General features: G+C 48.3%; 12 protein-coding genes. 2 read left to right on the forward strand and 10 right to left on the reverse strand.

The features are described 5' to 3' along the window. Window positions 1-3: 3 nt before the first annotated feature. The 10 genes from ACO6V5_RS02000 to ACO6V5_RS02045 form a co-directional block, all read right to left on the reverse strand. Window positions 4-180: a hypothetical protein gene (locus tag ACO6V5_RS02000; protein WP_422492053.1), complete on the reverse strand. Its 177-nt coding sequence runs from the start codon at window positions 178-180 to the stop codon at window positions 4-6. Then, window positions 156-362, reverse strand: coding sequence for a hypothetical protein (locus ACO6V5_RS02005; RefSeq protein ID WP_422441905.1), 207 nt, complete (start codon window positions 360-362; stop codon window positions 156-158). The genes ACO6V5_RS02000 and ACO6V5_RS02005 overlap by 25 nt, the downstream gene beginning before the upstream one ends. A 93-nt stretch (window positions 363-455) precedes the next feature. After that, window positions 456-2,879: a hypothetical protein gene (locus ACO6V5_RS02010; protein WP_422412517.1), complete on the reverse strand. Its 2,424-nt coding sequence runs from the start codon at window positions 2,877-2,879 to the stop codon at window positions 456-458. Between the two features lie 94 nt (window positions 2,880-2,973). Beyond that, window positions 2,974-4,965: a hypothetical protein gene (locus ACO6V5_RS02015; RefSeq protein WP_422412515.1), complete on the reverse strand. Its 1,992-nt coding sequence runs from the start codon at window positions 4,963-4,965 to the stop codon at window positions 2,974-2,976. Between the two features lie 67 nt (window positions 4,966-5,032). After that, window positions 5,033-7,723, reverse strand: coding sequence for a tetratricopeptide repeat protein (locus ACO6V5_RS02020; RefSeq protein ID WP_422412513.1), 2,691 nt, complete (start codon window positions 7,721-7,723; stop codon window positions 5,033-5,035). 62 nt (window positions 7,724-7,785) lie between these two features. Further along, entirely contained in the window at window positions 7,786-9,906 is a 2,121-nt protein-coding gene (locus ACO6V5_RS02025; RefSeq protein ID WP_422412511.1) for a hypothetical protein, read from the reverse strand. 56 nt (window positions 9,907-9,962) lie between these two features. Next, window positions 9,963-12,098, reverse strand: a complete 2,136-nt coding sequence (locus ACO6V5_RS02030) for a hypothetical protein (protein ID WP_422412509.1) — start codon at window positions 12,096-12,098, stop codon at window positions 9,963-9,965. 67 nt (window positions 12,099-12,165) lie between these two features. After that, window positions 12,166-14,442, reverse strand: coding sequence for a tetratricopeptide repeat protein (locus ACO6V5_RS02035; RefSeq protein ID WP_422412507.1), 2,277 nt, complete (start codon window positions 14,440-14,442; stop codon window positions 12,166-12,168). A 234-nt stretch (window positions 14,443-14,676) separates the two neighbouring features. Further along, a complete protein-coding gene (locus tag ACO6V5_RS02040) occupies window positions 14,677-17,142 on the reverse strand; it encodes a hypothetical protein (protein WP_422138516.1) in 2,466 nt (821 codons plus the stop codon). 69 nt (window positions 17,143-17,211) lie between these two features. Beyond that, window positions 17,212-19,305 carry a hypothetical protein gene (locus ACO6V5_RS02045; RefSeq protein ID WP_422412505.1) on the reverse strand — a complete coding sequence of 698 codons (2,094 nt, stop codon included), beginning with the start codon at window positions 19,303-19,305 and terminating at the stop codon, window positions 17,212-17,214. A 272-nt stretch (window positions 19,306-19,577) separates the two neighbouring features. Here ACO6V5_RS02045 and ACO6V5_RS02050 point away from each other — a divergent pair, with 272 nt between their 5' ends. Beyond that, window positions 19,578-19,781: a hypothetical protein gene (locus tag ACO6V5_RS02050; RefSeq protein ID WP_422412503.1), complete on the forward strand. Its 204-nt coding sequence runs from the start codon at window positions 19,578-19,580 to the stop codon at window positions 19,779-19,781. A 212-nt stretch (window positions 19,782-19,993) separates the two neighbouring features. Beyond that, on the forward strand, window positions 19,994-20,128 hold the full coding sequence (locus tag ACO6V5_RS02055) for a hypothetical protein (protein WP_422132603.1): 135 nt from the start codon (window positions 19,994-19,996) through the stop codon (window positions 20,126-20,128). Window positions 20,129-20,143: the final 15 nt, after the last annotated feature.

Consider the following 20,143-nt stretch of genomic DNA (forward strand, 5'->3'; position numbering starts at 1 on the left):
AACTCACCTGTCTGGACAAAAAATCAGTTGTAGGTGAAAAGTAGACCAGGTGGATGGTAAAGCAAATTTATGGGTGTCTTTTTTTCTTCCACAGAGGTAAGCCTGACGAACACATCTTGCCATGCAGTGGTAATAAGGCGTTGAGCCGGGATCAATCAGGGTACTGCGAGCTTGGGCCATGAACTCACCTGTCTGGGCAAAAAAATCAGTTGTAGGTGAAAAGTAGACCAGGTGGATGGTAAAGCAAATTTATGGGTGTCTTTTTTTCTTCCACAGAGGTAAGCCTGACGAACACATCTTGCCATGCAGTGGTAATAAGGCGTTGAGCCGGGATCAATCAGGGTACTGCGAGCTTGGGCCATGAACTCACCTGTCTGGGCAAAAAAATCAGTTGTAGGTGAAAAGTAGACTAGGTGGATGGTAAAGCAAATTTATGGGTGTCTTTTTTTCTTTTTTTAAACTTTGAGACTGCGCAACTTCAGCAGAGCGGTGGCTTCGTTGTTTCGCCACAAATCAGTTTTCTCTTTATAAAGCCGACCGGGGTCAAGGGATGCTGCTTTTTCAAACCATTCCCTCCATTCTTGCTCACCTCTACCCAGCATCCTGAGACAATGCGCTTTTTGCGAATAAGCTCCCGTGTATAGAGGGTACTTTTTCAGTATTGACTCAACAATCTCAAGCGCCTTTTCAAGGCTATCCTTTCCTGACTCCGGGTCGTCATTTGTTATCTGCTTACAAGCCAGGTTGAAATAGTGGATCGAGGTGACCAGCAAGGTATTGGCAGTTTCTGGATAGTTGCCAATCATTTCCATAAATCCTGCTTGCCCCGCAGAAAAACATAACAGCGTATATTCACATTCGTTCGTATGATATAAGTCACAGCAACGCCTGAGCAGCCTTCCAGCCCATTCATGTTTGCCCATCATCTCCCAGAGTCGTACCAGAGCCAGGTCAATGTCATGTTGGCCAAAGGGTATGCAAAGGCTTTCTTCACTGTCATTGGCGGACTTGCCACTCATGTTCAGTAGCAGTTTTTCAGCCAGCTCATGTTTTTCCAGTTTTTCCCAGAGTAGCACCAGAGCCAGGTCAATGTCGTTATGGCCACAGGCCCTGCATAGTTCTTGTTCACTGGCACAGGAGGACTTGCCACTCATGTTCAACAGCAGTTTTTCAGACCATTTATATTTGCCCATGACATCCCATTGTCGCACCAGGGTCAGATCAATGACATTTTTCCAGCAAGGCTGAAACAGAATCTCTTCACTGGCACCGGGTTGCTTGCCACTCATGTTAAGCAGTAGTCTTTCAGCCCGTTCATGTTTGCCCATTATCTGCCATAGTCGTGCCAGAGCCAGATCAATGTCATGATGACCAGAGGGTTTGCACAGGCTTTCCTCACTGTCATTGAGGGGCTTGGCACTCATGTTCAGCAGCAGTCTTTCAGCTCGTTCAGTTTTATCCATATCCTGCCAGATTTTCGCCCGAGCCAAGTCAATATCATGATGTCCGCTGGGCTCACACAGGATGTCCTCATCGTCATCGGGGTGCTTGTGAATCATGTTCAACAGCAGTCTTTCACTCAGGCTATGTTTGCCATTAGCCGCCCAATGTCGCACCAGTGTCAGGTCAATTTTACGCTGCCAGCAGGGCTTGCAGAGAATCTCTTCACTGGCATCGGGATGTTTGCCACTCATTTTCAGCAGCAGCTTTTCAGCCAATTTATTTTTGCCTGTCAGTTCCCAATGCCTTACCAGAGTCAGATCAATGTCATGCTTACGGCAGGGTTTGCACAGTTCTTCCTCGCTGGCACCGGGGCGCTTACCACTCATGTTCAGCAGCAGCTTTTCAGCACGGTTATTTTTGCCTTTTATCTGCCACAGTCGTACGAGGGTCAGGTCAGTGTCAAGATGCCCACAGGGCTTGCACAGAGCCTCCTCACTGTCATTGGGATGCTTGCGACTCATGATCAGCAGCAGTTTTTCAGCCGATTCATGTTTATTCATCACTTCCCAGAGTCGCACCAGCGCCATATTTACGCTGTCGAGGTATTTCTGCAGCTTTGGTGCAATTGCAGCGGAGGGTTCTGACTGCAGCCTTTCGATCAGATCTGCTTTGACGTTCAGCAGGAGCCTTTCAGCCTGAGTGTTTTTGCCCATAGACTGCCACAGTCGGGCATTATTAATATCTGCGGGATAATAGCGAGAAGACTTGCACAAGGCTCTCTCATCGGCATTGGGACTTACTCTTCTCAGTTTCAAAAGTCGTGTTTCAGCCTCAAGTTGCTTTCCGAGGGCCTCTTCGCAAAGACTCAGGGTCAGGTCAAGGTTACAAATGGTCGAAGCCCCAAACCAGCTGAGTTTACCTTCCAACCTGAGTTCTTCCAGAAGAGAGCAGGCTTCTATCTGTTTTTCGCGGGTTTGCTCTTTTAGTGATCTTGCAAGCCCTACGGTTGTGTTCTCCTTTTCGAACGTAGTCAGTTCGCCCCAATTGTCGGTTAAGATGATCCGGAATGCTTTTTCTGCACCTATGAAATTTTGATTATTGAGTATTGCGTAAGCACTATCGATCTCTTTTGCAATCAGTTGTGAAGAGGCTTCCCTGACAGCTGGTTGAAACGGACGGGAAGTAGACTTCCGGTTTGCAGTTGCTTGTCGTTCTGAAATATTTGCAGTCCTGTTCGAACGTTTGTGAACACCATGATGATGCGGAGCACCTGGAATAAACGTTCGAGTTCTCCTGTTAAAGGTAAATCCAGTCTCTGTTGTCGCAGGGGTATCAGTACCTGACGCACAATCCTGTTTCGGTTGTGATGCCGTAGTGGTCGAGGTGCCCGAACTTGCGGCGGCACTGGTTGTTGTTAATCCGTAATTCATAGCCATTTAAACTCTCTGGAAAGCGGTACACCTGTCTGAATGTAACAAGTTCAGGCAGTGGGGTAATGGTTGGACAATCAATGGACATAAAAGTTCACGCTCATGTCTGAACCAGTACCTTTTGAAGAGCCGCGTATTCGTTGCTTCGCCAGGCGTCCGTTTTACCCTTATATTTGCGGGCGGAGTCAAGGGCATTGGCTTTTTGGAAGTATTCCCCCCATTCTTGCTCATTTTTCCCCATCATTCTGAGACAGTGCGCTTTTTGTGAATAAGCTCCAGCAGTCGGGGGGTACCTCTCAAGTGTTAATTCCACATGCTCAAGCGCCTTAATGAGGTTTTCCTCTCCTGACTTGGGACTGGCTTCTGATATCTCCTTACACGCCAGTGCAAAATAATGGATTGAGATAACCAACAACTGATTGGCACTTTCCGGATACCTGTTAATCACCTCCATAAAGCTTGCTTTCCCGACAGATAAGGACAAATGTGATAATTCACATTCATCGGAATGGTATAAGTCACAGCAACGCTCAATCAGTTTTTCAGCCTGTTTATCTTTGTCGATCATCTGCCAGAGGCGTACCAGAGCCAGGTCAATATCATGATCCCCGCAAGGCATGCACAGACTGTCCTCACTGTCGTTGAGGTGCTTGTTGCTCATGTTCAGCAGCAGCCCTTCAGTTAGATGATGTTTGTTCTCTATCTCCCAATGCAGCGCCAGAACCAGGTCAATGTCATGGTTTCCACAGGGCCTGCAAAGTTCTTCTATAGCGGCATCGGGGCGCTTGTTACTCATGCTCAACAGCAGTTTTTCGGCCCGTTGATATTGGCCCATTAGCTCCCAGAGTCGTGCAAGAGCCAGATCAATCTCATGTTTTCCAGAGGGCTTGCACAGGATCTCCTCAGTGTCATCGGGGTGCTTGTAAATGACATTGAGCAAGAGTTTTTCACTCAGTTGATGTTTGCCTGTCTCCTGCCAGAGAAGCGCCAGAGCCAGATTGAATTCGGGGTGCACAGAGGGTGTACAGAGGCTCTCGATACCGTCTTTGGAGTCTTTGCCACTCATGTTGAGCAGCAGTTTTTCAGCCCATTCATATTTACCCATCACCTGCCAGTGTCGTACCAGGTCTATGTCATGATGCCCAGAGGGTTTGCAAAGGGTCTCGATACTTTCATCGAGGTGCTTGCCACCCATGTTCAGCAACAGATCTTCAGCCCGATCATATTGGCACTGCTCTTGCCAGTGCCGTACCAGGGTTATATTTACGCTATCGAGGTAATTATGCAGTTTTTCTACTATGGCAGCGTGTGGATTCGACTGCAGCTTATTAATCAGTCCTGCTTTCATGCCCAACAGCAGTTTTTCTGCCAGCTGGTATTTTCTCATATGCTCCCATAGTCGTGCATTAGCGATATCAGCGTCAAAATAGCCAGAGTGCTGGCAAAGTGTCTCCTCGTTTGCATCGGGCTCTTTGTTTCTCAACCTTAAAAGTCGTGCTTGCGCATCATGGAACCGTCCAAGTGCCTGTTCGCAGAGGCTCATGGTCAGATCAAGGTTACGAATGGTTGAAGCTCCAGACTCGGTGAACGTACCATTCACCCTGAGTTCTTCCAGACGAGTAAGGGCTTCTTTCTTCTTTTCCGAGGTTTGTTCTTTCAGCGATCTTGCAAGCCCTATGACGGTTCTCTGGTGGTCGAATTCATTCAATGGTTCATCTTGCAAGATGGTCTGGAATGCTGCTTCTGCATTTATGTAATCTTGTTTTTTTAATAGTTTGAAAGCGCTATTGATCCTTTTAGCCGTTTCAGGACAGGATTTATTCACCCTTTGGTGGAACGTCCCGGGAGACGGCCTCTGGTATGCCTTTGCTCGCCGGTCCAGGATATTTGAGGGTGCGCCCGGATCTTCCTGAACAGGTTGCATCCGTGGAACAAACGCTGGCGCTTTCGGGTTTAATTTAAACGGAGGCTTTGTTGTTTCAGTGGTGGCATTTGAACCTGAGGCACAATATTGCAGCGGTTGAGGTGTGGCAACGGTTGCGGTGCACGAAAGGGGCGCGGAACGGGTTGTTGTTGGTAATCCGTAATTCATAGCCTCATTAATTCCCTGAAACTTACACTTTTTGACAGGCAGTGGACGTAATAAAGTACAAGGCCATCTAACCTGTGAGACCTCGTACTATCTCAAGAGCAATGTATTCATTCCTCCGCCAGAAATCAGCTTTCCCCTTTTGGGTTCGGCTGTAGTCAAGGGCTTGCGCTCTAGCAAAACATTCTGTCCATTCTTGCTTACTTCGACCCAGCATCCTGAGACAATGGGCTTTTTGTGAATAAGCTCCGGCATTCGGAGGGTACTTTTGCAACGCTGATTCAACCTGCTCAAACGCCTTTTCAAGGTTATCCTTTGCAGACTCCGGGCCGTCTTTTTTTATCTGGTCACAAGCCAGGGTGAAATAATGGATCGAGGTAGCCACCAGAGTATTGACACTTTCCGGACAGCGGCTGATCATTTCCAGAAATCCCGCTTTCCCGGTAGATAAGCACAACAGGGTTAATTGACATTCATTCGAATGATATAACTCACAGCAACGCCTGGTCAGTCTTTCAGCCTCTTCACATTTGCCCGTAGTGTCCCATAGTCTTACCAAAGTCAGGTCAATCTGTTGATTCCCGGAAGGTTTGCACAGGCTGTCTTCATCGGCATTGAAGTGCTTGCCACTCATGTTCAGCAGCAGCCTTTCAGACAGTTCAAATTTGTTCATTTTCTGCCAGAGTCGCGCCCGAGTCAGGTCAATGTCATGATGCCCAAATGGTTTGCACAGCTCTTCTGCAATAGCTCCGGGGGGCATGCCAATCATGTTCAGCATCAGCTTTTCAGACCATTCATGTTTGCCCATCATTTCCCAGAGTCTCACCAGAGCCAGGTCAATTTCCATGTCCCCACAGGAGCTGCACAGGCTGTGTATATTGGCATTGGGGTGCTTGCCAGACATGTTCAGCAGCAGCTTTTCAGCCAGTTTATATTTGCCCGCCAGCTCCCAATGTCGTGTCAGAGTCAAATCAATTTCACGATTCCCACAGAACTTGCACAGTTCTTCCTTGCTGTCACCGGGGCGCTTTCCACTCATGTTCAGCAGCAGCTTTTCAGCCAGTTTATAGTTGCCCGTCAGTTCATAATGTCGTGCCAGAGCCATATCAATTCCACGATTCCCAGAGAGCTTGCACAGTTCTTCCTCGCTGTCACCGGGGCACTTTCCACTCATGTTCAGCAGCAGTTTTTCTGCCAGCTCTTGTTTGTTCATTACTTCCCAGAGTCGCACCAGAGCCATATCAATTTCACGATTCCCACAGAGCTTGCACAGTTCTTCCTCGCTGTCACCGGGGCGCTTTCCACTCATGTTCAGCAGCAGCTTTTCAGTCAGTTTATATTTGCCCGTCAGCTCCCAATGTCGTGCCAGAGCCATATCAATTTCAAGATTCCCAGAGAGCTTGCACAGTTCTTCCTCGCTGTCACCGGGGCGCTTTCCACTCATGTTCAGAAGCAGTTTTTCTGCTAGCTCTTGTTTGTTCATTACTTCCCAGAGTCGCACCAGAGCCAGGTCAATGTCACGATGGTCAATGGGGTTGCATAGAATCTCCTCACTGTCATCGGGACGCTTGCGACTCATGTTCAGCAGCAGTCTCTCAGCCCGTTGATAGTTACCCCTCACTTGCCAGATTCGCACCAGAGCCAAGTCAATGTCGTTGTGGCTGGTGGAGTTGCACAGAGTCTCCTCACTGTCATCGGGATGCTTTTGGCTCATGCTCAGCAGCAGTCTCTCAGCCTGTTCATATTTACCCTTTGCTTGCCAGACTCGCACCAGAGCCAGGTCAATGTCTTTATGACCAGAGTGCTTGCAGAGCGTGTCTTCACTGTCACCGGAGTGTTTGCCAACCATCTCCAGCAGCACTTCTTCAGCCATTTGATGTTTGTCCATCAACTGCCAGATTCGCCCCAGAGCCAAATTGACGGTATCGAGGTATTTACGCAGTTTTGATGTATCAGGAGAATAGGGATTTGACTGCAGCTTTTTGATCAGTTCTTTTTTTATGTTCAGGAACAGTGTTTCAGCCAGAGTGTATTTGCCCATAGACTGCCACAGTCGGGCATTATTAATATCTGCGTTATAATAGCAAGTAGGTTCGCACAAGGTTTTCTCATCGGCATTGCGGCTTTTTTTTCTCAGTCTCAACAGTCGGGTTTCGGCATCAAAGAGTCTTCCAAGTGCCTCTTCACAGAGGCTCAGGGTAAGATCAAGGTTATAAATGATCGAAGCCCCAAACCTGGTGAATTTTCCATCTAACCTGAGTTCTTCCAGAATAGAGCAGGCTTCAAGCTGTTTTTCGCAGGTTTGCTCTTTTAGCGATCTTGCAAGTCCTATGATCACGTTATGCTTGTCGAACGGATCCGGTATGTCATGCTTGCCGTGTAAGATGACCCGGAATGCTTTTTCTGCATCTATGAAATTTTTATTGTTGAGCATTGTGTAAGCGCTACTGATCTCTTTTTTAAGAGCGTCAGGAGGGTAGGTCTTCGCCTCTGGTTGAAACGTCCGGGGAGTAGGTCTCTGGCATGCAGTTGCTGACCGGTCTGGAATATTTAAGGGTCTGTTCGAATGCTGATGACCACGATGATCTCCATGAGGAAGTTGCGAACGTGGGATAAATGTTTCAGCGTTCGGATTCAAGGTAAATTTTCGCCCTTTTGACGCACCGGTATCTGAACCTGATGCAGAATACTCTGACGGCTGTGATGTCGTGGTGCTTTTAGAACTGGTCGAGGCAATTTTTGTGGGTAATCCGTAGCTCATGGCCAAATGACCTTCCTGGGAACTTACGCTCTTGGACAGTCAATAGACATAAAAGTTCATGCTTATGTCTGAGCAAATACTTTTTGAAGAGCCGCGTATTCGTTGCTTCGCCAGGCGTCCGTTTTACCCCTATATTTTCGGGCGGAGTCAAGGGCATTGGCTTTTTGGAAGTATTCCCCCCATTCTTGCTCATTTTTCCCCATCATTCTGAGACAGTGCGCTTTTTGTGAATAAGCTCCAGCAGTCGGGGGGTACCTCTCAAGTGTTAATTCCACATGCTCAAGCGCCTTAATGAGGTTTTCCTCTCCTGACTTGGGACCGGCTTCTGATATCTCCTTACACGCCAGTGCAAAATAATGGATTGAGATAACCAACAACTGATTGGCACTTTCCGGATACCTGTTAATCACCTCCATAAAGCTTGCTTTCCCGACAGATAAGGACAAATGTGATAATTCACATTCATCGGAATGGTATAAGTCACAGCAACGCTCAATCAGTTTTTCAGCCTGTTTATCTTTGTCGATCATCTGCCAGAGGCGTACCAGAGCCAGATCAATATCATGATTCCCGCAAGGCATGCACAGGCTGTCCTCACTGTCGAAGAGGTGCTTGTTGCTCATGTTCAGCAGCAGCCCTTCAGTTAGATGATGTTTGTTCTCTATCTCCCAATGCAGCGCCAGAGCCAGGTCAATATCATGGTTTCCACAGGGCCTGCAAAGTTCTTCTATAGTGGCATCGGGGCGCTTGTTACTCATGTTCAGCAGCAGTATTTCTGCTTGTTTATGTTTGTTCAACTTCTGCCAGAGTCGAACCAGAGTCAGGTCAATGTCATTATGTCCACAGGGCTGACACAAGGTCTCCTCATTCACATCGGGGTGCCTGACACTCATGCTCAACAGCAGTTTTTCGGACCGTTGATATTGGCCCGTTACCTCCCAGAGTCGTGCAAGAGCCAGATCAATATCATGTTTTCCAGAGGGCGTGAACAGGATCTCCTCAGCGTCATCGGGGTGCTTGTCAATCAGGTTGAGCAACAGTTTTTCACTCAGTTGATGTTTGCCTGTCACCTGCCAGAATTGTGCCAGAGTCAGATCAATTTCATGTTTTCCAAAAGGCGTGCACAGGGTCTCCTCATTGTCATCGAGGCACTTGCCACTCATGGCCAGCATTAGTCTTTCAGCCAGCTCATGTTTACCCTTTACTTCCCAGAGTCGCACCAGGGCCAGGTTCACGTCATTATGACGGGAGGGCTTGCACAGGAGCTCGATACTGTTACCGGGGTACTTGCCACTCATGTTGAGCAGCAGATCTTCAGCCCATTCATATTGGCCTGTCTCTTGCCAGCATCGCGCCAGAGCTATATTGACTTTATGGAGGAAATCTTGCAGTTTTTCTGCAAGCGCTGCGTGCAGGTTCCACTGCAGCCTGACAATGAGCCCGTATTTCATGCTGTGCAGCAGTTTTTCAGTCAGCTGGTATTTCCTCATAAACTGCCATAGTCGTGCATTAGCCATGTCAGCATCAAAATAATTAGAATGCTGGCAAAGGGTTTCTTCATCAGCACCGGGCTTTTTGTCTCTCAGTTTCAAAAGTCGTGCTTCAGCATCAGGGTTCTTCCCAAGTGTCTGTTCACAGAGACTCAGGGTCAGATCAAGGTTACGAATGGTTGAAGCCCCGAATTCGTTTAACTCTCCAGTCAACCTTAGTTTTTCCAGATGAAAACAGGCTTCTTTTTGCTTTTCACAGGTTTGCTCTCTGAGTGATCTTGCCAGCCCTATGATTGATCTTTGGTAGTCGGATGTTCTCAGTAAGTCCGCGTATTCTTGCAAGATGGCCCGGAATGTGTTTTCCGCGTCAATGAAATTTTGGTTCATCAATAAATCGAAAGCGCTATTGATCTTTTCACTGGCCGCTTCAGGAGATGTCCTCTTCACCGATGGGTGCAATGTCTGGGAAGAAAGTGTCAGGCACGCAGTTGTTTGTCGGCGATTAATAGTTGTGGGTGTGTTCGAAAGTCGATCAACACCAGAAGCACGAGGAATAAACGGTGGAGCTTTCGGGTTTAATTTAAATGGAGGCTTTGCTTCCTCATTGGAGTCAGTAAAGCGATTTTGCGCCGGTTGCGATGTCGTACCGGATGCGCAGTTGTAGGTTGGTGGTAATCCGTCATTCATAGTCATGAAACTTCCTCTGAAACTTGTGCCATTGGACAGTCAATGGATATAAAAGTTCATGCTTATGTCTGAGCCAGTACTTTTTGAAGAGCCGCGTATTCGTTGCTTCGCCAGGTATCCGATTTACCCTTCTGTTTTCGGTTGGAGTCAAGGGCTTGGGCTTTTTGGAAGCATTTCCTCCATTCTTGCTCATTGGCGCCCAGCATTCTGAGACAGTGCGCTTTTTGTGAATAAGCTCCCGCAGTCGGGGGGTACCTCTCAAGTGCTAATTGCACATGCTCAAGCGCCTTAATGAGGTTTTCCTCTCCTGACTTCGGACTGGCTTCTGATATCTGCTTACACGCCATTACAAAATAATGGATTGAGATAACCAGCAACTTATTGGCACTTTCCGAATACCCGTTAATCACCTCCATAAACTTTGCTTTCCCGGCAGATGAGGACAGATAGGATAATTCACATTCATCCGAATGGTATAATTCACAGCAACGCTCAATCAGTCTTTCAGCCTGTTTACCTTTGTCGATTAGCTCCCAGAGGCGTACCAGAGCCAGATCAATATCATGATTCCCGCAAGGCATGCACAGACTGTCCTCACTGTCGTTGAGGTCCTTGTTGCTCATGTTCAGCAGCAGCCCTTCAGTTAGATGATGTTTATTCACTATCTCCCAATGCAGCGCCAGAGCCAGGTCAATGTCACGGTTGCCACAGGGCCTGCAAAGTTCTTCCATAGCGGCATCGGGGCGCTTGCCACTCATGTTTAGCAGCAGTATTCCTGCTTGTTTATGTTTGTTCAACTTCTGCCAGAGTCGAGCGAGGGTCAGGTCAATGTCATGATGCCCACAGGGCTGACACAAGGACTCCTCTCTCTCATCGGGGTGTTTGAGACTCAGGTTTAACAGCAGTATTTCAGCCCTTTGATATTCGCCCATCTCCTGCCAGAGTCGTACAAGAGCCAGATCAATCTCATGTTTTCCAGAGGCCTTGCACAGGATCTCCTCAGCGTCATCAGGGTGCCTGGAAATCATATTGAGCAGCAGTTTTTCACTCAGTTGAAGTCTGCCTGTCGCATGCCAGAGAAGCGCCAGAGACAGATCGAGTTCGGGGTGCTCAGAGGCTGTACAGAGGATCTCGATACTGTCTTTGGAGTCTTTGCCAATCATGTTGAGCAGCAGTTTTTCAGCCCATTCATATTTGCCCATCACCTGCCAGTGTCGTACCAGGTCTATGTCATGATGCCCAGAGGGCTTGCACAGGGTTTCGATACTTTCAGCCAGGTGCTTGCCACCCATGTTTAGCAGCAGATCTTCGGCCCGATCATATTGGCACACCTCTTGCCAGTATCGCACCAGAGCTATATTTACACTATCGAGGTAATTATGCAGCCTTTCCACTATGCCAGCGTGTGGGTCCGACTGCAGCTTTTCAATCAGCCCTGCTTTCATGCCCAACAGCAGTTTTTCAGCCAGCTGGTATTTTCTCATATGCTGCCATAGTCGTGCATTAGCGATATCAACGTCAAAATAGCCAGAGTGCTGGCAAAGTGTCTCCGCGTCTGCATCGGGCTTTTTGTTTCTCAACCTTAAAAGTCGTGCTTGCGCATCATGGAACCGTCCAAGTGCCTGTTCGCAGAGGCTCATGGTCAGATCAAGGTTACGAATGGTTGAAGCTCCAGACTCGGTGAACGTACCATTCACCCTGAGTTCTTCCAGACGAGTAAGGGCTTCTTTCTTCTTTTCCGAGGTTTGTTCTTTCAGCGATCTTGCAAGCCCTATGACGGTTCTCTGGTGATCGAATTCATTCAGTTGTTCATCTTGCAAGATGGTCCGGAATGCTGCTTCTGCATTTATGTAATCTTGTTTTTTTAATAGTTTGAAAGCGCTATCGATCCTTTTAGCCGTTTCAGGACAGGATTTATTCACCCTTTGCTGAAACGTTCGGGGAGACATACACTGGTATGCCTTTGCTCGCCGGTCCAGGATATTTGAGGGTACGCCCGGATCTTTCTGAACAGGTTGATCAGGTTGCATCCGTGGAATAAACGCTGGCGCTTTCGGGTTTAATTTAAACGGAGGTTTTGTTGTTTCAGTGTTAGCATTTGAACCTGAGGCACAATATTGCAGCGGTTGAGGTGTGGCAACGGTTGCGGTGCACGAACGGGTCGCGAAACGGGTTGTTGTTGGTAATCCGTAATTCATAGCCTCATTAATTCCCTGAAACTTACACTTTTTGACAGGCAGTGGACGTAATAAAGTACAAGGCCATCTAACCTGTGAGACCTCTTACTATCTCAAGAGCAATGTATTCGTGCCTCCGCCAAAAATCGGCTTTCCCCTTTTGGTTTCGGCTGTAGTCAAGGGCTTGCGCTCTAGCAAAACATTCTCTCCATTGTTGCTTACTTCGACCCAGCATCCTGAGACAATGGGCTTTTTGTGAATAAGCTCCCGCATTCGGAGGGTACTTTTGCAACGCTGATTCAACCTGCTCAAGCGCCTTTTCAAGGTTCTCCTTTGCAGACTCCGGGCCGTCTTTTTTTATCTGGTCACAAGCCAGGGTGAAATAATGGATCGAGGTAGCCACCAGAGTATTGACACTTTCCGGACAGCGGCTGATCATTTCCAGAAATCCCGCTTTCCCGGTAGATAAGCACAACAGGGTTAATTGCCATTCATTCGAATGATATAACTCACAGCAACGCCTGGTCAGTCTTTCAGCCTGTTCACATTTGCCCGTAGTGTCCCATAGTCTTACCAAAGTCAGGTCAATCTGTTGATTCCCGGAAGGTTTGCACAGGCTGTCTTCATCGGCATTGAAGTGCTTGCCACTCATGTTCAGCAGCAGCCTTTCAGACAGTTCAAATTTCTTCATTTCCTGCCAGAGTCGCGCCCGAGTCAGGTCAATGTCATGATGCCCAAATGGTTTGCACAGCTCTTCCACAATAGCTCCGGGGGGCATGCCAATCATGTTCAGCATCAGCTTTTCAGACCATTCATGTTTGCCCATCATTTCCCAGAGTCTCACCCGAGCGAGGTCATTTTCCATGTTCCCACAGGAGCTGCACAGGCTGTCTATACTGGCATTGGGGTGCATGCCACAGATGTTCAGAAGCAGCTTTTCAGCCAGTTTATATCTGCCCGTCAGCTCCCAATGTCGTGCCAGAGCCAAATCAATTTCACGATTCCCAGAGAGCTTGCACAGTTCTTCCTCGCTGTCACCGGGGCGCTTTCCACTCATGTTGAGCAGTAGTTTTTCAGCTCGTATATATTTGTATTTCCTCTGCCAGCGCAGTGCCAGACCGAGATCAATATCATGATGCCCAAAGGGTTCACACAGGAGCTCCTCATTGTCGTCGGGTCTCTTGCCACTTATGTTCAGCAGCAGCTTTTCAGCCAGCTCAAATTTGTCCAATTCTTCCCAGATTCGCACCAGAGCTATGTCAATGGCAGGATCGCCAGTGGGGCGACAGAGAATCTCCTCACTGTCATCGGGATGCTTGCGACTGATGTTCAGCAGCAGCCTCTCAGCCCGCTCATGCTGGCCCAACGCCCGCCAGATAAACGTCAGAGCCAGATCAACGTCTTTACGATCAGATTGCCTGCAGAGTACGTCCTCATGGTCATCGGGGCGCTTGCCAATGATTCCGAGCATCAGGAGTTCAGCCTCTTGATGTTTGTCCATAAACTGCCAGAGTCGCACCAGGGCTATATTGACGGTATCGAGGTATTTACGCAGTTTTGATGTATCAGGAGAATAGGGATTTGACTGCAGCTTTTTAATCAGTTCTTTTTTTATGTTCAGGAACAGTGTTTCAGCCAGAGTGTATTTGCCCATAGACTGCCACAGTCGGGCATTATTAATATCTGCGGCATAATAGCGAGAAGGTTCGCACAGGGTTCTCTCATCGGCATCGAGCCTTTTTTTTCTCAGCCTCAACAGTCGGGTTTCGGCATCAAAGTGTCTTCCAAGTGCCTCTTCACAGAGGCTCAGGGTCAGATCAAGGTTATAAATGGTCGAAGCCCCGAACCTGTTGAGTGTTCCATCTAACCTGAGTTCTTCCAGAATAGAGCAGGCTTCCAACTGTTTTTCGCAGGTTTGCTCTTTTAGCGATCTTGCAAGCCCTACGGTTACGTTCCGCTTTTCGAATGGATCCGGTATGCCATGTATGCTGTTTAAGATGACCCGGAATTTTTTTTCTGCATCAATGAAATTTTGATTGTTGAGCATTGCGAAAGCGCTATTGATCTCTTTTCTAAGGGCTACAGGAGAGTAGGTCTTCGCCTCTGGGTGAAACGTCCGGGGAGTAGGGCGCTGGCATGAAGTTACTGGCCGGTCTTGAATATTTGAGGGTCTGTGCCAATGTTGATGACCACGATGAGGAAGTTGTGAACGTGGAATAAACGTTTCAGCGTTTGGATTTAAGGTAAATTCACGCCCTTTTGCTGCACCGGTATCTGAACCTGACGCACAATATTGAGATAATTGCGATGTCGTAGTGCCCGAACTCGCTGGAGCGTTAGTTGTAGGTGTTGGCCCGTAACTCATAATGATATAGATTCCCTGAAAATCTATGCTAAGTACCTGACCAGTTGGTTTCGCATATTCTGGCGAGTGGATTTTTTCATCCTTCAAGGCGCAACGATGGGCGCGTAGCCATAGCTACGCAACCAGAGTTGGAACGCAGAAGGATGGAAAAAGCCGCCGTCCAGAATATGCGAAACCAACTGGTTAGGTGCTTATTGGACAATCATCAGGCATAAAAGTTCAAGGATGTTTTTTTTATTCTTTGAGATTCGATAACTTCTGGAGGGCAGCGGCTTCCCTGCTTCGCCAAAAATGAGTTTTTGCCCTGTATGCCCGGCTGACGTCGAAGGCTTCCGCTCTATCAAACCATTCCCTCCATTCTTGCTCATTTTTCCCCAGCATTCTGAGACAGTGCGCTTTTTGTGAAAAAGCTCCCGCACTGGGAGGGTATTTCTTCAGTGCCGATTCCACAATTTCCAGAGCCTTATGAAGGTTATCTTGTCCTGACTCTGGACCTGTATCGATTATTTGCTTGCAAGCCAGGTTGAAATAATGGATAGAGGTAGCCAACAGGGTATTGATCGTTTCCGGATAGTGGCTAATCATTTCCATAAATCCTTCTTGCCCGGCAGATTGGCTGAGTAGTGCCTGTTCAAATTCATTCGAATGATATAATTTACAGCCTTGCTTAAGCAGTCTTTCAGCCTGTTCATGTTTGCCTATCCTCCCCCAAAAGCGTGCCAGAGCCATATCAACGTTATGATTGCCAGAGGGTTTGCACAGGCTGTCTTCAGTGTCATTGGCGTGCTTGCTGCTCATGTTCAGTAGCAGGAGTACAGTCCATTCGGGTTTATCCATGATCTCCCAGAGCATCGCCTGAGCCAGATCAAAATCATGATTCCCACAGGGCTTGCAAAGGATCTCCTTACTGCCATCGGGGTCCTTGCCACTCATGTTCAGCAGCAGCCTTTCAGAGAGGTGATATTTGCCCGTGACCTCCCAGTGTCGCATCAGTGTCAGATCAATTTCCTGCTGCCAGCAGGGCTTGCAGAGAATCTCTTCACTGGCACCGGGATGCTTGCCACCCATGTTCAGCAGCAGCCTTTCAGCCAGGTTGTGTCTGCCCTCCATCTGCCAGAATCGAGCCCGGGTCAGGTCAGTGTCACAATGCCCGGAGGGCATGCACATTTCTTCCTCACTGGCACCGGGTCGCGAACCGCACATGTTCAGCAGAAGTTCTGAAGACTGTTTAAATTTGCCCATTATCTGCCAGAGCCGCACCAGGGCCAGGTCAATGTTAGCTTTCCCAAAGGGCTTACACAGAACCTTCAGACTGTCATTGGGGTGCTTGCCAATCATGAGTAGCAGCAGTTTTTCAGCCAGCTCATGTTTACGCGTTTCTTCCCAGAGTCGCACCAGAGCCAGGTCAATGTCATGATTCCCGGAAGGTTTGCAGAGAGTGTCCTCACTGTCATCGGGACGTTTGTTACTCATGTTCAGCAGCAGTCTCTCAGACTGTTCATATTTGCCCATTAACCGCCAGAGTACCGACAGAGCCAGGTCAATGTCTTCACACTTGGTGAGCTTGCAGAGAATGTCCATATAGTCATCGGGGTGCTTGCCGCTCATGTCCAGCAAGAGGTCTTCAGCCAGTTGATATTTCTCCATCAGCTGCCAGAGTCGCGCCAGGGCCATATTGACCTTACCGAGGTATTTACGCAGTTTTTGTGCCGCAGGAGAGTCCGGTTTCGACTGCAGCTTTTTAATCAACTCCTCTTTTATTTTCAGGAGGAGTGTTTCAGCCAGCCTGTGTTTGCCCATAGACTGCCACAGTCTGGCATTAGTAATATCTGCAGCATAATAGCCAGAAGGCTTGCACAGGGTCTTCTCATAGGCATTGGTGCTTTTCCGTCTGAGCCTCAAAAGTCGTGTTTCGGCGGCAAAGTGCCATCCAAGTGCCTCTTCACAGAGGCTCAGGTTCAGATCAAGGTTGTGAATGGTCGAAGCGCCAAACTTATTGCATGTGCCATCCAATCTGAGCGCTTCCAGAAGAGAGTAGGCTTCTAGCTGTTTTTCGTTGGTCTGTTCTTTCAGCGCTCTTGCAAGCCCTATGGTCGTGTTCTGTTTGTTGAATGGACTCAGATTGCCTTGGTATTTCTTTAAGATGACTCGAAATGCTTTTTCTGCGTCTGTGAAATTTTGATGTCTCAGTATTGCGAAAGCACTATTGATCTCTTTTCTAATAGCTGCAGGAGAGGGGGTCTTTGCCTCTGGATAAAGCGTCCTGGGGGTAGACCTTTGGTAAGCTGATGCCTGCTGGCCTGAAATATTTGAGGATTTGTTCGAATGTTGATGAACACCCTTTGCCAGTTGAGCGCGTGGAGCAAGAGGTTTAGCTTCCCGATTTGGGGCAGATGGCGGCTTTTTTGCCGCATCGGCATAGGAACCTGACGCACAATACCGTGACGGTTGCGATGTCGTAGCAGGCTGGCAGGCAGATGCCTGCCGACCTGAAATATTTGAGGGACTGGTCGAACGTTGATGAACAACTTGTGGAAGTTGAGCCGGTGGATTGAGAGATTTAGCTTGCTGATTTGAGCTAGATGGACGTTTTTTTGCCGCATCGGCATAGGAACCTGACGCACAATATGGAGACGAGTGCGATGTCGTAGTGCTCGAACTCACTGGAGTGCTGGTTGTTGGTGTTGGCCCGTAACTCATAATGATGGAGATTCCCTGAAAATCTAGGCTGTTGGACAGTCATCAGTCATAAAGGTTCAAGGGCGTTTTTTATTCTTTGAGATTCGATAACTTCTGAAGGGCAGCGGCTTCCCTGTTTCGCCATAAATGAGTTTTAGCCCTGTATGTCCGGCTGGAGTCAGAGGCTTCCGCTCTATCAAACCATTCCCTCCATTCTTGCTCACTTTTCCCCAGCATTCTGAGACAGTGCGCTTTTTGGGAAAAAGCTCCCGCAATCGGTGGGTACTTTTTCAGTGCCGATTCCACAAATCCCAGAGCCTTATGAAGGTTATCTTGTCCTGACTCAGGGTTATCCTGAATGATCTGCTCACAAGCCAGACTGAAATAATGGATCGATTTAGCCACCAAGGTATTGGCACTTTCCGGATAGTAGCTAACCATTTCCATAAATCCTTCTTGCCCGGTTAATAACTTTAATAGTGTGAGTTCAAATTCATTCGAATGATAAAATTCACAGCCACGCTTAAGCAGCCTTTCAGCCCGTCCAAGTTTGCCGGTATTCTCCCAGCAGCGTGCCAGAGTCAGGTCAATGTCGTGATTGCCAGAGGGCTTGCACAGGCTGTCTTCGTCGTCACCGGGGTGCTTACCACTTATGTTCAGCAGCAGTCTTTCAGTCCGTTCAGGTTTATCCATCATCTCCCAGAGCCGTGCGAGAGCCAGGTAAAGAACATCATGACCACCGGACTTGCCCGGGATCTCCTCACTGTCATTGGGTTGCCAGCCAATCATATTCAACAGCAGTCTTTCAGAAAGTTTATATTTGCCTGTAAGCTGCCAGCATCGCACCAGAGCCAGATCAATGTCATGCTGCCAGCAGGGTTTGCACAGAATCTCTTCACTGGCGTCGGGATGCTTGCGACTCATGTTCAGCAGCAGCTTTTCAGCCAGTGTATATCTGCCCGTCAGCTCCCAAAATCGAACCAGAGCCAGGTCACTTTCACGATTCCCACAGAGCTTGCACAATTCTTCCTCGCTGTCACCGGGGCGCTTTCCACTCATGTTCAGCAGTAGCTTTTCAGTTCGTATATATTTGTATATCCTTTGCCAGAGTAGTGCCAGAGAGAGATCAATGTCATGATGCCCGCAGGGCTTGCACAGTTCTTCCTCGCTGTCACCGGGGCGCTTTCCACTCATGCTCAGCAGTAGCTTTTCAGTTCGTATATATTTGTATTTCCTCTGCCAGATTAGTGCCAGAGAGAGATCAATGTCATGATGCCCACAGGGCTTGCAAAGTTCTTCCTCGCTGTCACCGGGGCGCTTTCCACTCATGTTCAGCAGTAGCTTTTCAGCCAGCTCAAGTTTGTTCATTTCATCCCAGGTGCGCATCAGAGCCATGTCAATGGCACGATGGCCAGTGGGGCGACACAGAATCTCTTCACTGTCATCGGGATGCTTGCGACTCATGTTCAGCAGCAGTCTCTCAGCCCGCTTATGCTTGCCCAACGCCCGCCAGATAAACGTCAGAGCCAGATCAACGTCTTTATGATCAGATTGCCTGCAGAGTATGTCCTCATCGTCATCGGGGCGCTTGCCAATGAGGTCGAGCATCAGAAGTTCAGCCTTTTGATGTTTGCCCATCAACTGCCAGAGTCGCATCAGGGCCATGTTGACGGTATCGAGGTGTCTACGCAGTTTTGATGTCGCAGGAGAATAGGGTTTTGACTGCAGGTTTTTAATCAGTTCTGTCTTTAAGTTCAGTAACAATGTTTCAGCCAGAGTGTATTTGCCCATAAGCTGCCAAAGTCGTGCATTACTGATATCTGCGGCATAATAGTGAGAAGGTTCGCACAGGGCTCTCTCATTGGCATTGCGCATTTTTTTTCTCAGTCTCAACAGTCGGGTTTCGGCATCAAGGTGTCTTCCAAGTGCTTCTTCACAGAGGCTCAGGCACAGATCAAGGTTACTAATGGTCGAGGCTCCTAACCTGGTAAGTTTTTCATCTAACCTGAGCTCTTCCAAAATAGAGCAGGCTTCCAGCTGTTTTTCGTGGGTTTGCTCTCTTAGAGATCTTGCAAGCCCTATGGTTGCTTCCTGCTTGTCGAAGCGACTCGGTATGCCATGCTTGCCGTTTAAGAGGGTCCGGAATGCTTTTTCTGCATCTATGAAATTTTGATTGTTGAGCATTGCGTAAGCGCTTTTGATCTCTTTTTTAAAAACTTCAGGAGGGCAGGTCTTCGCCTCTGGGTGAAAGGTCCGGAGAGTAGAACTCTGGTCTGCAGTTGCTGGCCTTGAGGGTCTGTTCGAATCTTGATGACCACCATGAGGAAGTTGTGAACGTGGAATAAACGTTTTAGCGTTCGGATTTAAGGTAGATCTACGCCCTTTTGATGCACCGGTATCTGAGCCTGACGCACAGTACCCTGACGGCTGAGATGTCGTAGCAGGCTGGCAGGCAGATGCCTGCCGACCTGAAATATCTGAGGGACTGGTGGAACGTTGATGAACAACTTGTGGAAGTTGAGCCGATTGAGTTAGAGATTTTATTTCCCGATTTGTGGTGGATTGACGGTTTCTTGCCGCATCGGCATAGGAACCTGACGCGCAATATGGAGACGATTGCGATGTCGTACAGCTCGAACTGGCTGGAGCGCTGGTTGTAGGTGTTGGCCCGTAACTCATAATGATGTAGATTCCCTGAAAATCTATGCTAAGTACCTAGTGCAGCTAAGCTCTGATATCCATACACCCCTCGTTCCCACGCAACAGAGGGTGTCGCAAAACCCGTTCCCCTCCCGTCATTTCCGGCCTCACTCCCGTCATTCCCGCGAAGGCGGGAATCCACACAGACTCATCACCAGAACCATACTGCCCGGTGTCCCCCTGGCCTTTTCATCCGCGAGAAGGCAGAGACCCGCTGTTGGCGCTGGATTCCCGCCTTCGCGGGAATGACGACCTCAGAGTATCGGAACGAGTGGCCTGTATGGATATCAAGGCTTGGCTGCACTAGGTACTTATTCGACAG

This window comes from Endozoicomonas sp. ALD068 (assembly GCF_049310145.1).
Classification (GTDB): domain Bacteria; phylum Pseudomonadota; class Gammaproteobacteria; order Pseudomonadales; family Endozoicomonadaceae; genus Endozoicomonas_A.

Excerpts from the sequence above, each read along its gene's own strand:
- ACO6V5_RS02050 (WP_422412503.1), top strand. The coding sequence starts at position 19,578 with ATGCCTGCCGACCTGAAATATCTGAGGGACTGGTGGAACGTTGATGAA.
- ACO6V5_RS02025 (WP_422412511.1), bottom strand. The coding sequence starts at position 9,906 with ATGACTATGAATGACGGATTACCACCAACCTACAACTGCGCATCCGGT.
- ACO6V5_RS02035 (WP_422412507.1), bottom strand. The coding sequence starts at position 14,442 with ATGAGTTACGGGCCAACACCTACAACTAACGCTCCAGCGAGTTCGGGC.
- ACO6V5_RS02005 (WP_422441905.1), bottom strand. The coding sequence starts at position 362 with ATGGCCCAAGCTCGCAGTACCCTGATTGATCCCGGCTCAACGCCTTAT.
- ACO6V5_RS02030 (WP_422412509.1), bottom strand. The coding sequence starts at position 12,098 with ATGAATTACGGATTACCAACAACAACCCGTTTCGCGACCCGTTCGTGC.
- ACO6V5_RS02040 (WP_422138516.1), bottom strand. The coding sequence starts at position 17,142 with ATGAGTTACGGGCCAACACCAACAACCAGCACTCCAGTGAGTTCGAGC.
- ACO6V5_RS02045 (WP_422412505.1), bottom strand. The coding sequence starts at position 19,305 with ATGCTCAACAATCAAAATTTCATAGATGCAGAAAAAGCATTCCGGACC.
- ACO6V5_RS02015 (WP_422412515.1), bottom strand. The coding sequence starts at position 4,965 with ATGAATTACGGATTACCAACAACAACCCGTTCCGCGCCCCTTTCGTGC.
- ACO6V5_RS02010 (WP_422412517.1), bottom strand. The coding sequence starts at position 2,879 with ATGGCTATGAATTACGGATTAACAACAACCAGTGCCGCCGCAAGTTCG.
- ACO6V5_RS02000 (WP_422492053.1), bottom strand. The coding sequence starts at position 180 with ATGGCCCAAGCTCGCAGTACCCTGATTGATCCCGGCTCAACGCCTTAT.
- ACO6V5_RS02020 (WP_422412513.1), bottom strand. The coding sequence starts at position 7,723 with ATGAGCTACGGATTACCCACAAAAATTGCCTCGACCAGTTCTAAAAGC.